The sequence below is a fragment of the Meridianimarinicoccus aquatilis genome, assembly GCF_004358675.1.
Taxonomy (GTDB): Bacteria; Pseudomonadota; Alphaproteobacteria; order Rhodobacterales; family Rhodobacteraceae; genus Meridianimarinicoccus; species Meridianimarinicoccus aquatilis.
The window spans coordinates 1-13,638 of sequence record NZ_SMZO01000021.1; the positions used below are offsets into that span (position 1 = coordinate 1).

At 57.6% G+C, this 13,638-nt stretch carries 14 protein-coding genes; 8 read left to right on the forward strand and 6 right to left on the reverse strand.

Going from position 1 to position 13,638, the window contains the following annotated elements; genetic code table 11:
* The coding region (locus E2L05_RS10580; protein ID WP_279512636.1) for an exodeoxyribonuclease VII large subunit at positions 1–471 on the forward strand (471 nt) is incomplete at its 5' end.
* 4 nt (positions 472–475) lie between these two features.
* Here the strand turns inward: E2L05_RS10580 and E2L05_RS10585 are convergent.
* Entirely contained in the window at positions 476–877 is a 402-nt protein-coding gene (locus tag E2L05_RS10585; RefSeq protein ID WP_133342883.1) for a hypothetical protein, read from the reverse strand.
* Positions 874–2,190, reverse strand: coding sequence for a guanine deaminase (gene guaD, locus E2L05_RS10590; protein ID WP_133342884.1), 1,317 nt, complete (start codon positions 2,188–2,190; stop codon positions 874–876). The genes E2L05_RS10585 and guaD overlap by 4 nt, the downstream gene beginning before the upstream one ends.
* A gap of 167 nt (positions 2,191–2,357) precedes the next feature.
* Here guaD and mgtE point away from each other — a divergent pair, with 167 nt between their 5' ends.
* From mgtE to E2L05_RS10610, 4 genes are all read left to right on the forward strand, one after another.
* Positions 2,358–3,734 (forward strand): magnesium transporter, encoded by a 1,377-nt coding sequence (gene mgtE / locus E2L05_RS10595; RefSeq protein ID WP_133342885.1) that lies wholly within the window; start codon positions 2,358–2,360, stop codon positions 3,732–3,734.
* Positions 3,731–4,303 carry a 5-formyltetrahydrofolate cyclo-ligase gene (locus E2L05_RS10600; protein WP_133342886.1) on the forward strand — a complete coding sequence of 191 codons (573 nt, stop codon included), beginning with the start codon at positions 3,731–3,733 and terminating at the stop codon, positions 4,301–4,303. The genes mgtE and E2L05_RS10600 overlap by 4 nt, the downstream gene beginning before the upstream one ends.
* 43 nt (positions 4,304–4,346) lie before the next feature.
* Positions 4,347–5,159: a TIGR00282 family metallophosphoesterase gene (locus E2L05_RS10605; RefSeq protein WP_133342887.1), complete on the forward strand. Its 813-nt coding sequence runs from the start codon at positions 4,347–4,349 to the stop codon at positions 5,157–5,159.
* A 74-nt stretch (positions 5,160–5,233) separates the two neighbouring features.
* Positions 5,234–7,027 carry an SLC13 family permease gene (locus tag E2L05_RS10610; protein ID WP_133342888.1) on the forward strand — a complete coding sequence of 598 codons (1,794 nt, stop codon included), beginning with the start codon at positions 5,234–5,236 and terminating at the stop codon, positions 7,025–7,027.
* A 96-nt stretch (positions 7,028–7,123) separates the two neighbouring features.
* Here the strand turns inward: E2L05_RS10610 and E2L05_RS10615 are convergent, their stop codons facing one another.
* Positions 7,124–7,675, reverse strand: coding sequence for a VPLPA-CTERM sorting domain-containing protein (locus E2L05_RS10615; protein ID WP_133342889.1), 552 nt, complete (start codon positions 7,673–7,675; stop codon positions 7,124–7,126).
* A gap of 184 nt (positions 7,676–7,859) precedes the next feature.
* Positions 7,860–8,402, reverse strand: coding sequence for a hypothetical protein (locus E2L05_RS10620; protein WP_133342890.1), 543 nt, complete (start codon positions 8,400–8,402; stop codon positions 7,860–7,862).
* A gap of 448 nt (positions 8,403–8,850) precedes the next feature.
* Between E2L05_RS10620 and E2L05_RS10625 the strand changes: the two genes are divergently transcribed.
* The 3 genes from E2L05_RS10625 to E2L05_RS10635 all read left to right on the forward strand — a co-directional run bounded on the left by E2L05_RS10625 (position 8,851) and on the right by E2L05_RS10635 (position 10,882).
* On the forward strand, positions 8,851–9,591 hold the full coding sequence (locus E2L05_RS10625) for a YebC/PmpR family DNA-binding transcriptional regulator (RefSeq protein WP_133342891.1): 741 nt from the start codon (positions 8,851–8,853) through the stop codon (positions 9,589–9,591).
* Positions 9,592–9,643: 52 nt separating this feature from the next.
* On the forward strand, positions 9,644–10,534 hold the full coding sequence (locus E2L05_RS10630) for a DMT family transporter (protein WP_243721939.1): 891 nt from the start codon (positions 9,644–9,646) through the stop codon (positions 10,532–10,534).
* Positions 10,535–10,630: 96 nt separating this feature from the next.
* Positions 10,631–10,882 carry a YdcH family protein gene (locus E2L05_RS10635; protein ID WP_133342892.1) on the forward strand — a complete coding sequence of 84 codons (252 nt, stop codon included), beginning with the start codon at positions 10,631–10,633 and terminating at the stop codon, positions 10,880–10,882.
* Position 10,883: 1 nt separating this feature from the next.
* Here the strand turns inward: E2L05_RS10635 and E2L05_RS10640 are convergent, their stop codons facing one another.
* A complete protein-coding gene (locus E2L05_RS10640; protein WP_133342893.1) occupies positions 10,884–12,287 on the reverse strand; it encodes a helix-turn-helix domain-containing protein in 1,404 nt (467 codons plus the stop codon).
* Positions 12,288–12,346: 59 nt separating this feature from the next.
* Positions 12,347–13,573, reverse strand: a complete 1,227-nt coding sequence (locus tag E2L05_RS10645; protein WP_133342894.1) for a multidrug effflux MFS transporter — start codon at positions 13,571–13,573, stop codon at positions 12,347–12,349.
* Positions 13,574–13,638: the final 65 nt, after the last annotated feature.

Genomic DNA, 13,638 nt, shown 5'->3' on the forward strand with positions numbered 1-13,638 from the left:
GAACATCAGCGGCTTGATCGCACTGGCGGCGCGTTGGACACCGCTTTGTCCAAGGGCGTGGACAGACATCGTTTGCGCATGGCAACGCTTGCCGGTCGGCTTTCCTTGCGGCCAGCCCGGCAAACGATCGCGCGCGCGCCGAAAGATCTGGGCAAACTGACAGCTCGGTTGGTCGCGGCCAAGCGAAAGGGCCTTGCGCAGCGTCGCGAGGCGTTATCGTCTGCAGAGCGGTTGCTGGCCTCGCTCAGCTATACCGGCACATTGGCGCGTGGTTTTGCGGTGGTGCGCAGCGGCGGCGACGTTGTGACCAGCGCAGCCATGGCCCGCGATCACACCAGTCTGGAGCTTCAGTTCCATGACGGGCGGGTCACGGTGGGTGGAAGCGACGGTCCTTCAACTGCTCAGAAACCGCGCGGCAAAACGAAGGAACCGAAGCGGCCCCCAGAGCAAAAAAGCCTGTTCGGGGATTGACCTGCTAGACCCCGATCCGAGGGCCGAAACATTGCATGGGTCCATCGCTATCTTCGATGACGTAATGCGGCTGCGCGTCCGGTGCATCGATGGTGATGGCGGACAACTGGCCCCCCTCAAGGAAGAAGTGCCAACATTGCTCATCAAAGCGGCCGACATACGCAAAGCAAATCGCACCGTCTTGCGGGTACCAGATGCCTTCAATGCATTCTTCGTCCAGGAACGACCAACGAACCTGTCGCGATGACCCATATTCCTCAATGCCATAGGCGCCGGCAGCGGTGCCGTAAGTGAGTGTGCGGCCGGTGACGAATTGCTCAAACTCGTCGGCGGACATGGGCGTTTGGGCAAAGGTGGCGGACGTTTGCAACAGTGCCAGACCGAGAAAAGACACAAGGCGGGTCATTTTTGTGCTCGCACGCGTCCACCGACCCAGACGTCTCGCACCGCTCTGTCATCGCCCATCATGATCGTCGGAAAAACCGCCTCCCAGATGTCATTGGCCCGCGCACTGCGCTGCGCGATGGCCGGGGTGGAGCCAAGATCAAGCACGACCAGATCGGCCTCTGTTCCCGGTTGCAACGTCCCGATGTGATGGTCCATCCGCATCGCGCGGGCTGATCCTTCGGTTGCCAGCCAAAGAAGCTGCGCGGGATGCAATGGCGTGCCGCGCAACTGCCCCAACTCATACGCGGCAGCCATGGTGCGCAGCATTCCGAAATTTGACCCGCCGCCTGTATCGGTGGCCAATCCCACTCGTTGTCCCGCATGGCGTAAATCCATCACCGCCATGATGCCCGAGCCGATGAAACTGTTCGATGTGGGGCAATGGACAAGGCTTGAATCTGTCTCAAGCAATCGCGCCCGTTCCCGGTCTGTCAGATGGATCGCGTGACCGAACAACGCGCCTGGGCCGAGCAGGCCGTGCATTTCATAGGTATCAAGATAGTCGCGTGCTTGGGGGAAAAGCTCTGCCACCCAAGCCACTTCGTCTGTTTGCTCGGAAAGGTGCGTTTGCATCAAGCACTCTGGATGCTCTGCCCAAAGCGCCCCCATTGCGGACAGTTGTTCCGGGGTCGAGGTGGGGGAAAAGCGCGGCGTGATGGCATAAGATGCGCGCCCGCGCGCGTGCCATGCCTCAAGCAGGAGCTTGCTATCGTCATAGGCTGATTGCGGTGTGTCCCGAAGCCCGTCGGGCGCGTTGCGGTCCATGCAGGTCTTGCCGCCGGCCACGCGCATGCCGCGTGCCTCTGCTGCGGTAAAGAACGCGGTAACGCTTTCTGGGTGGATGGTACAGAAACTGCAAACTGTGGTGGTGCCGTGATCCAGAACAGTGTCGAGGTAGAGCGCCGCGATTTGCGCCGCATAGGCCGGATCACCGAATTTCATTTCTTCAGGGAAGGTATAACTGTTGAGCCAATCGATCAGACGCTTCCCCCAACTGGCGATAATCCCTGTTTGCGGATAGTGGGCATGGGCATCCACAAAGCCCGGCAAGATCAGGGCATCGCCATAATCGACCAGTTCAGCGCGAGGATAGGCCGCGCGCAAGGCATCTGCGCCGCCTGCTGCCAGAATCGTACCCCCTTTGATTGCGACGGCACCGCAACGTTCAAAGCTTGCTGCCGAACCTGGCCCGCTGCCCATGACGGCATCGGCGGCGAACGGATCGCCAGTGAATTGAAGAACCTGCCCTAGCAACAGCTTGGTTTCTGTCATCGTTCCCGCTATCCCCAATGCAAAACATAGTCGGCAATGTGGCGCAGCCGTTCGCCCGGCCCAAGCGGAAAGCGCAACGCGCGACCGCTTTTGCCGGAAAACGCGGTTTTGGTGTGGCATATCCGGAAAATTGAGCAAGAGCGCGCCATGCGCTGACAGGGGGCTTCATGCTCGACGAGATGGCGAATGAACTAGAGAACAATGATGTGCATCTCGACCCCAAGCGGGTCGGGCGGATTCTTGAGGCTGTCGAAAGTGGCGATGGGCAGCGGCTGGAAGATGTTCTGGACGGTCTTCACCCCGCCGACATTGCCGACTTTCTGGAGCAGATCGACGAGTCGGGTCGTGAAGCTTTCTTCTCGCTGTGGTCAGGCGATGCGGCGGGCGACGTTCTGTCCGAACTGGACGAAGGTCTGCGCGAAGAGGTTATCGGCTTTCTTGATCCCGCGCGACTTCACGCGGCGGTTCGCGACCTTGATACCGACGACGTTGTTGATCTGGTCGAAGATCTTGAAGGCGTTCAAAAAGAAGCGATTCTCGGCGCACTAGAGGATGTTGACCGCTTTGCCGTCGAAAAGGCGCTGACCTATCCCGAAGACACTGCTGGCCGTTTGATGCAGCGCCACGTGGTCACCGCCCCAGAAGACTGGTCCGTCGGGCAAATGATCGACTTCTTGCGGGATAATGAAGATCTGCCCGATCAGTTTTACCACGTTACTCTGGTTGATCCGCGCATGGCGCCGGTTGGTAACGTTACATTGGGCCGGATGCTGAGCGCGCGTCGGTCCGCCTTGCTGCGGGATTTAACAGAAGAAACGTTCATTCCGATTGAAGCGACAGAGACAGATGAAAACGTTGCCTATGCGTTCAACCAATACCACTTGATTTCGACCCCGGTCGTAGACGAGGGCGGGCGACTTGTTGGTGTGATTACGATTGATGACGCGATGATCGTGCTGAGCGACGAACACGAAGAAGATTTGTTGCGACTGGCCGGTGTGGGCGAAGGGTCCATGTCTGACAACGTGCTGGATACGGTCCGCGTGCGCCTGCCGTGGTTGGCGGTCAACCTCGGCACTGCGATCTTGGCCTCCATTGTCATTTCGCAATTCGCGGATGTTCTGGCCAGCGTTGTCGCGCTTGCGGTCTTGATGCCGATTGTAGCCTCCATGGGCGGCAATGCGGGCACCCAGGCTTTGACCGTTGCAGTGCGCGCTCTTGCGACGCGGGATTTGACGTCGTCGAACATGATGCGGGTTGTCCGCCGTGAAGTGCTTGTCGGGCTGGTCAACGGGGTCGCCTTTGCCATTGTAATGGGAGTGATCGGCTGGCTATGGTTTGGCAGCGCCGTGATCGGCGCCGTGCTTGGGGTCGCGATGATCGTGAACCTGCTGGTTGCTGGCCTTGCAGGTATTCTAATTCCCGTGGTTCTGGAGCGGCTCAAGTTCGACCCGGCGCTGGCATCGGGAACTTTTGTGACAACGGTCACGGACGTAATCGGGTTCTTTGCGTTCTTGGGCCTAGCAACCTATGTGCTGCTATGATCGAAAAATCTGAAGCCCGCAAACTTGCATTTGCGAGGCGCAAGGACGCATTCGGTTCGATTGATATGGCCCCTGCGCAAAATGCGCTGGCCGAGGTCTTGGATCACTATCCGGATGCGGTCGTTAGTGGCTATATGCCTATTCGGACAGAAATCGACCCGCTGCCGGTTATGCGAGACCGGGCAAAGCAAACCCGCGTCGGTGTTCCTGTGATTGACGGGCAAGATTTGCCGTTGCGGTTTCAAGACTGGACCCCGAAGACCGAGATGGTCACAGGGCCATTCGGGGCGCAAATTCCCAGATCCGGCGCGTTTCTTGTGCCAGAGGTTCTGATCGTCCCGCTCGTGGCGTTTGATGGCGCAGGGTCGCGCTTGGGGTATGGCGGTGGGTATTATGACCGCACGCTTGAAATTTTGCGCGGTCAGGGGCGGGCGATCGCAATCGGTTTTGCCTTCTCTGCGCAGCAGGCTGACCTGCTCCCGCGTGAAGCGACGGATCAAAGGCTGGATGCCATTGTGACTGAGGCAGGTGTGCAATGGTTCGGCACTGAGGGGCTTGGTATAGCATGAAAAACGCTTGCTCATGCGCGCGTTGCCCCATAGGCCCGGACACATGAAAATTCTATTCCTTGGCGATGTCATGGGGCGGAGCGGACGCACCGGCCTTACCGAAAACCTGAAATCCCTGCGCGAGAAACTGCGTGCAGATTTCGTCGTCGTGAACGGTGAGAATGCGACCTCTGGAGCTGGGCTGTCACCTGATCATGCAAAGCTGATCCTGGAGGCTGGCGCTGACTGCATCACGCTGGGCGATCACGCGTTCGATCAGCGTGATATGCTGAGTTATATTGAACGCGAGCCGCGTATCTTGCGCCCTTTGAACTTTGCCAAGGGCGCACCGGGTGTGGGGCACCGACTCTACTCTCTGCCAGACGGGCGCAAGGTTCTGGTCGCACAGGTGCTTGGGCAAGTGTTTATGAAGCGTCCCTTCGATGATCCGTTCGGCCATGTTGAGCGAGTCCTCAAGGCGCATCCTCTGGGGGGCTTGGCACAGGCGATTGTTCTGGATGTTCACGCGGAAGCCACGTCTGAAAAGATGGCGATGGGCCAGTTTTGTGCCGGGCGGGCATCACTTGTTGTTGGAACGCACACCCATGTGCCGACTGGGGATGCGCAAGTTCTTGACGGTGGCACCGGGTACTTGACTGATGCAGGCATGTGCGGGGATTACAATTCGGTCATTGGCATGGACCGTGTCGAACCCCTTCGCCGTTTTGTGACGGGCATGGGCAAAGGGCGGTTCCAGCCGGCCGGGGGCGAAGCCACGTTGTCAGGGGTGCTTGTCGAGACATCTGATCGTGATGGCAAAGCACAATCCGTGACGATGATCCGACAAGGTGGCCGTCTGCAAGCCAGCGCCCCTTGACAGTTGCGCGGCATCACAGCCCATTGGTGAGCAGACTACTCTGATCTGATGCGGACCAAAGCCCTTAAGAAAACATGACACAACTTAATCTCGCTGAATTGACTGGTCTGCCACAGGCGGATGCCATGGTGGCTCTGCTGATTGTTCTGCTGATGTTCGTTGGCTTCTTGCGCGAGTCCTTTCCAGCGGAAGTGGTCGCTCTTGGCGGTGTGTCCTGCATGTTGGTGCTTGGCGTGCTGCCCTATGATGCCGGATTGTCGGTGCTGTCCAATCCAGCGCCGTGGACCATAGCCGCGATGTTTGTTGTTATGGGGGCACTAGTGCGAACTGGGGCTTTGGATTGGTTTATCAGCCGTACAGAAGCCATGGCCATACGCCAACCGAAACGCGCAGTGGCCGTTCTGATCGGGTTCGTCGTGATTGCGTCAGCATTTGTCTCCAACACTCCGGTCGTTGTCGTTATGATCCCGGTTTTCACCCAGATCGCAAAGACGTTGGGTAAATCGCCGTCCAAGTTCCTCATACCGCTGTCCTATGCGGCGATTGTCGGGGGGACCCTGACTTTGATCGGGACATCGACCAACCTGCTGGTCGATGGCGTGGCGCGCGACAACGGATTGCGCGCCTTCACGATCTTTGAGGTGACGCCACTTGGCCTTGCTGTTGTGGCTTGGGGGATGCTGTATCTTGGCTTTATCGCGCCGCACTTGCTGCCGGATCGTGATAGCATGTCCAGCTTGCTTTCGGGTCGCAAGGGGATGAAGTTCTTTACAGAAGTCGCCGTTCCCGAAGATAGCCAACTGATCGGACAAAGTGTTGTCGAGGTTGATCTGTTCAAACGTGAAGGCGTGCGGCTGATCGATGTGTTGCGCGGCGACCAGTCCTTGCGCCGCGATATGGCCGCAGTTGAGTTGGAGGCAGGCGACCGCGTGGTTTTGCGTACGCAAATGGCCGAAGTGCTTGGCCTTCAGAAAAGCCGCGAAGTTCGTATGGTGGACAAATTGTCATCGGTCGAGACGACGACCGTTGAGGTGTTGATCACACCTGGATGCCGGATGGTAGGGCGGTCGCTTGGGTCTATGCGTTTGCGACGGCGCTATGGCGTCTATCCCATCGCCGCCCATAGATCGAACCAGAATATTGGTCGCAAGATGGACGAAATCGTTGTCCGGGTCGGCGACACCTTGCTGTTGGAGGGGGCGCCGGCAGATGTTCAGCGTCTGGCGGCTGACATGGATCTTGTGGATGTCGCGACGCCGTCTCAACGTGCCTTCCGACGTGACAAAGCACCGATTGCCATTGGGGCGTTGGCGTCAGTGGTGGTGTTGGCCGGGCTCGGTGCTGCGCCGATCCTGATGCTTGCCGTTATCGCCATCGCTGCGGTTCTTTTGACCCGCTGCATAGATGCCGAAGAGGCGTTTTCCTTCATAGACGGTCGATTGCTCGCGTTGATTTTCGGCATGCTTGCTATCGGTGCGGGGCTTGATGCGTCTGGTGCAGTCGAGCTTTTGGTAAAGGGGGTGGCGCCAGTTTTGGCAGAAGTCCCGCCGTTTCTGCTTATCTGGTCCATATACCTGCTGACGTCGGTCTTGACCGAAATGGTATCGAACAATGCGGTGGCGGTGGTTGTGACACCGATTGCCATAGGTTTGGCCGTGGCGCTTGGATTGGACCCGCGACCGCTTGTCATCGCAGTCATGATTGCCGCATCGGCCAGTTTCGCAACTCCCATAGGGTATCAGACAAATATGATGGTCTATGGTCCAGGCGGGTACCGGTTCAGCGACTATCTTAAGGTTGGTATTCCATTAAACCTCTCGACCGGGCTGTTGGTGTCGTTCCTCATTCCGATCATTTGGCCGCTCTGAACAGAGCTCTTCGGCATGATGTGTCAGCCCCGTCGCGTAAATGCAAACAGGGGTCCGAAGACCCCTGCTTAAGTTGATTGTCGAAAATAGAAACGGTTAGCTGCGCTTCTTGCGCGCAACTGCGCCAAGCAATGCAACGCCGCCGACGAGCAGCGGAAGAGCCGCGGGTACGGGAACAGCCGTTGTATTGAAGCTAGCTGTGATGCCAATCGGCGTACCTGCGGGCGCGACCAAATCCCAAAAGATTGTGAACGAGCTACCCAGATCGAGATTGAACGATGGAATGAAGCCACTTGCGCTTGCGGATTGTCCGTTGGGGACGATCAATGGGAACGGGGTGACCGGAGTGCCGTTCAGTGCGTAGCGGACTTTGGCAAGCTCTGTACCATTATTCGCGTCTGTTCCAGCCAGCGCGATTGTGCTGACGCGCAACCGTTCCAATGCTGTGAACGTAAATTCTGCGGTGTCGGTGCCCAACAACGTTTCGGTGACCGAGACGGCGTTACCGATAGAGATGTCGGCGGTCGAGACCTTGTTTGCGGAAACTGGGGTCGGCGTACCGGGCCCCACGATCACTGTTGACGCAGAGGCAGCAGAAGCAGCAATGAGCGCTGCCACAACCACGAAGGGTTTTATTAGATTTTTCATTACTTTGCACCTTTTAACTATACGGATGGTGAGTTGGTTCCATCTTTCTAGCTCAAAATGCGCGATTGTTGTGCAGCAAAGTGCAAAAACATGCCGACTTTTGAATAATATGATTAACGCGTTAATTTTGACAAAAAAAATGGGAGGCAAAGCCCCCCACTCAATTCTTACGACTTTAAGCGTTTCACGCTTTCTTGCGACGTGCCAATCCAAGCAATGCCAAGCCACCAGCCAGCATGGGCAGCGCCGCAGGCACTGGAACAGCTGTGGTGAAGAAGCTCGCGGTCAGACCAACAGGTGCGATGATGCCGTCTTCCCAGTAGATTGTGAACGAGTCGCCCGCGCCCAAAATGAAGCCGCCAAGCGTTGCAGATCCTGCTGCGGTGCCGCCGAAGTCGATGATCGTCGAGAACTGCTGCGTCGTTGCGGATGTGAAGCCGAATTCAACGTTTGCCAAGTCCGTGCCACCGTTGCTGCCGGTTCCGGACAGAGCGATGTTGCTAACTTTCAGCGCTTCCAGCGCAGTGAAAGTGAACTCTGCAGAGTCACCTGGAATCAGAACCTCGGTCACTGTGATGAAATCACCAGCGTTCATGTCCACGGTTGTGATCGATGTTGCAGGTGTCGGCGTGGTCGTGGTCGATGTGTAGACGACAACTGCTGCGGATGCAGCAGAGCCTGCTACCAATGTTGCAGCGACGAATGCTGCTTTGAGAATATTCTTCATAACGGTGCTACCCTTTGTTAACTCCTCCGACGTTTATCGCTTATCCATACCTTTGGGTCAAGCTCGCACTTCCTTTGAGCCAAAGGGCAGTAAAATGGGTAGTCGAGTGTTTCAAAATGGTCGCTCTGTGCTTAAGTAACGGAAATAAAAGCAAAAATGTACGGTTTATTAAGGGTCGTACGTGCGGAGTCTCTTGAGGGGTGGCGCGCTTTGTGTTTGTGCGGTGGGGTTCCACATCGGTTTTGGCGTCTGATTGCGCAATTTTTTTGCAGTAAGTGAAGTTCTTGCTGACCTTCGATTCCTCTTAAAGGATTGCGATTCGGTACATTTTGTTCGGATGAGACGAGATGTGCCGCCCCAAAGCGGCGCATGGCAGCTGACTTGCGGGACATGTCTGCACTCACTATTAGGTGGGCTCAGAAACGTAGAAAAAGAAGGACAGCAAAGCATGGCTGGTCACTCCAAATGGGCAAACATCCAGCACCGCAAAGGGCGCCAAGACGCCGCGCGTTCCAAGCTGTTTTCCAAACTTGCCAAGGAAATAACGGTTGCCGCCAAGATGGGCGACCCTGATCCGGAAAAAAACCCCCGCCTGCGCCTTTCGGTCAAAGAAGCCAAGTCGAACTCGGTTCCCAAGGATGTCATTGAACGCGCGATCAAAAAGGCCACCGGCGGTGATGCTGAAAACTATGACGAAATCCGGTATGAGGGATATGGCCCGGGCGGCGTGGCGGTGATGGTTGAGGCCATGACCGACAACCGAAATCGTACCGCGAGCAACGTTCGGTCAACATTTACGAAAAACGGCGGTAATCTGGGGGAAACCGGATCGGTGTCGTTCATGTTCGATCGGAAGGGCGAAATCATCTATCCGGCAAGCGTTGCGGACGTCGATACAATGATGGAAGCCGCGATCGAAGCGGGGGCCGAGGACGTTGAAAGTTCCGACGAAGGTCATGTAATCTATACTGCCGACACGGACCTGAACGAGGTGTCGACCGCGCTTGAGGCTGCGTTGGGTGAGAGCGAAAGCACCAAGTTAATCTGGCGCCCTCAGACCAGCACCGAGCTGGACCTTGAGACGGCGCAGAAGCTGTTCAAGTTGATCGACGCTTTGGAAGATGACGACGACGTTCAACATGTCACGGCCAATTTCGAAGTGAGCGACGAGGTGATGGCGGCGTTGTAGGCCCTTGACGCACAAAACTCCTCGTCGGGAAATTTCACCACAGGGCCCTGCGATGTCTGGGCCCTTGGTTGGGCTCGGTTGGATGATGTTGACGGGGCTTTGCTTCGTTGGGGTGCAAGCCACAGTCAAGGCTATCGGCGACGCGGTACCTCCGTCAGAGGCAGCGTTTTTGCGCTATGCGCTTGGGCTGATATTCGTACTGCCGATGCTTGGCAAACTGCGCGCTGCCTGTTTGACCCGGCGGGACTGGATGCTTTTTGGGGTGCGCGGGGCGATCCATGGGATCGGTGTGATATTCTGGTTCTATGCTATGACCCGCATCCCCATCGCAGAAGTGACGGCGATGAACTACCTTGCGCCGGTTGTTGTGACCGTCGGGGCCGCGCTGTTCCTTGGCGAAAGGTTGGCGTTCCGCCGTATTGCCGCCGTATTGGTTGCGTTGATCGGGGCTTTGATCATCCTGCGGCCGGGTGTTCGGCAGATTGATCCGGGGCATTTCGCGATGCTGGTGACAGCCGGATCTTTCGGGGCGTCGTATCTCATGGCAAAGTTCCTTTCCAACCGTTTCGGGGCAGAAGTCATCGTGGTGCTCTTGTCGCTTTTTGTGCCGATCGTCCTGTTGCCATTCGCCGTGTCGGTTTGGGTGACGCCCAGCCCAACAGCCTTGGCCGCGCTACTACTGGTTGCGGCGTTTGCCACTGCGGGACACTATACTATGACACTCGCGTTTCGCGCGGCACCGGTATCGGTAACCCAGCCAGCGGTGTTTTTGCAGCTTGTCTGGTCGGTTCTTGTCGGGGTTTTGCTGTTCGGCGAACCGGTCGATCCCTATGTTGTCACAGGCGGTGGGATCGTTGTCGCGGCGATCAGTTTCATCGCCTGGCGCGAAAGCCGATTGAAGCGTCGCACAATTACACCCAACCCACTTCAGACCAAGTCCTGATGTCTCTTCGCTGGATTTGATCCGGGTCAATGTTGCCAGCCGATGGACGCGGTAGCGTTTGTTTGAGAATAAAAAAGATATTCAGGAGAGAGCCAAATGTCTCATGTTCCCCACGAACTTTCCGAGGAATTCCCTCTGAACACCGCCGATCTACAAGAGTTGCGCCAGGGGAACGCCCATGCAGCGCGGCTGATGGATGAATACCATGAAGTGAACCGCACATTGCACCGGGTGGAAACAAACATCGAACCTATGTCCGACCAAGAAGCGTTGCGCTTGCGCAAAACACGCATCACCCTGAAGGACGAGTTGGCCCGCATTCTTCGCGAACACGCGGCGGCACACTAACCTATCTTTCGACTTCGTAGGGCAAAATCCCACGGCGGTTGGCGTCTATCGTCAGCCGCCTTGCGAGTGGGGGCACAGATCGCTGGTGGCAGTCTGGCCGCTCGCATATCCGGCAAGAGATGCCAATCGGTTCGAACGCGCGGGCATTGCTGGGGTCCATATCGTCGGCATAGACCAGCGCAGCGGCATGCCGCACTTCGCACCCAAGTCCGATGGCATAGCGGCGGACCGGGGCGTGAAAACTGCCCCCCGGTTTCGAGACGTCCCGCGCGAGGCACAAGTAGCGTACCCCGTCGGGTGTTTCCGCAAGTTGCCGCAGGAACCGACCGGGCGTTTCAAACGCCCGGTGCACGTTCCACAAGGGGCAGGCGCCGCCATATCGTGCGAATTGCAAAAGTGTTGCAGAGTGGCGTTTGGTGATAGTCCCGGCCTGATCCACCCTTACAAAAAAGAACGGGATACCCTTTGCGCCAGTGCGCTGGAGCGTGGAAAGACGGTGCGCGACCTGTTCTATGCTGGCCCCAAAATGATCGCTCATGCGTTCTAGGTCGTGACGCGTGTCTTGGGCGGCGGCCAGGAATTGCTCATAGGGGAGCAGCGCGGCGCCCGCGAAGTAGTTGGCCATTCCGATACGGGCGATGTCCCGGGCCTGCGCGGTTTGAAAGCGTGCCAGATCCAGCGTCGCTTCGATCAGATCGGTGTGGCACAGCAGGGCGACCTGATGAAGCAACTGGAAGGCCACTGTGGCTGGCGCGGCTCTGTTCGACAGTGTGAGTGTTCTACTCTCTGCGTCGTAGTGGCGAAGCCCTGCGCTTTCATCAAATCGCAAGCGCACACCGATCCTGTCCAGCGCTGCTTCGGCGCGTGCCCGCAAACTGATCGTGTCAGCGCCTGTGGAAAAGCGTTCCGCCGCGCGGTCGACGGCGTCAATGTAGTTGTTGCAGTAGTGAAAAAAATCCCTGACTTCTTCCCAAGGTGACGCAAGGCCGGGGCCTTGTCCGCCACGGCCCAATGCCTCGTCCAGCGATGCGAGCCGTTCATGCGTTTGCCGGTAGGCTCTGTGCAGTTCGAGAAACGCATGGGTCAGGGCAGGGGCGTTGGACGCGGCCAGCCGTAGATCTGCCAATGGCGGGGCTGCATCCCCGAACAACGGGTCGGCCAGAGCCTCCCGCATGTCGGAAACCAACCGCTCTGTTTCTCCAGTGGAAAGTTCGGTGACATCAATGCCGAATTCCTGGGCCAGACCAAGAACAACCCCGGCCGAAACAGGTCGGTTGTTATTTTCCATCTGGTTCAAGTATGGCAGGGAAACCCCTAATTTTGAAGCAAATTCCTTTTGAGAAAGGTCAAGTTTGCGGCGCATGTCGCGCAGCTTTGCACCGGCATAGAGTTTCTGTTTGGCCATCATCCGACTCCTGATGCGCGACTCTAGGCGCGCCGCATGCCCTGCTGCAAGGGGCCGCGTCAGTCGCCGTGACCAAGACCCAACTGGCGTTCACGCCAGAGCACGACGCATATGGCGCCTATGGCAAGGCAAGACGTGATGAACATCATCCACAGCAGTGGGAAAGCGCCTGCGCCCGGCACCAGCAATGCTGCGGCCAGGGCCGAAAGTGCCGCCCCGCCGCCGATCATCATCGCGCCGCCAAGCCCAGAGGCCGTGCCAGCCAGGCGCGGCCTGACCGACAGCATTCCGGCTGTCGCATTGGGAAGGACAAGCCCGTTCCCTAGGCCCACAAAGATCATAAACCCAAAGAAGACCCAGACAGTTTCAAGCCCGATAAGAAACAAGCTGAGCGACACAAGTAGCCCAAGACTGGAAAGACACGTCCCGGTCACAATCATCAGATTGATCCCGTACCGTACCGAGTAGGCTCCGGAAATGGCGTTGCCGACCATGTAACCCACCGCGGGCGCGCCAAAGAACAGGCCAAGCTGCGCGGGGGAGAGCCCGAACACCTCTGACCCGACATATGGGGCTCCACCGAGATAGGCGAAGAATGCGCCCGACGCGAAGGTGGCTGACATGTTGTAGCCCCAAAACCGCGGTGAAGTGAGCAGTTCGGGCGCTTCCCGCATCTGTTCGCCCAGTGTCTGATCCGGCGTGCGGGCGGTTTCCCCTAAATCGGTCCAAACCAGCCACATGACGGCACAGCCAAGCACGATCAAAAGAACGAAATTTGACTGCCATCCAAACGCTTCATCCAGAAGGCCCCCGATCACGGGCGAGATCATCGGCACAAGCGCCATTCCCATGGTCACGTAACCAATCATGGAGGCTGCTTGATCCTGCGGGACCATGTCGCGCACGATCGCCCGGCTTAGGACCATTCCCGCCACAACGGCCGATTGGCCCATCCGAAGAAGCAAGAAAATCTCTACGGTCGGGGCGAAAAGAATGCCGATTGTGAACAGAATGAACAGAGCAAAAGCGCCAAGCAAAACGGGGCGTCGCCCCAACCTGTCCGACAGGGGGCCGATAAAGATTTGCAAGATCGCGTTCACCGCCAGATACAAGGTCACAGACAATTGCAGGACCCTGTAGTCAGAGTCGAAATGCGTGGCCATGCTGGGCAGCGATGGCAGAAATATGTTCATGGTCGCTGCCGAAAGGCCTGCGAGCAGAACGAGTGTGACAATGTGTGGCGGGGTGGTCCGGTCGAGAAACCTGACAAGCGGCGGGTGTTGCATTCTCAATCGCTACGCCTCGGCCGCTGTTTTGTCTATGCACACAAGGTGTGCGGGCATCCATAAGG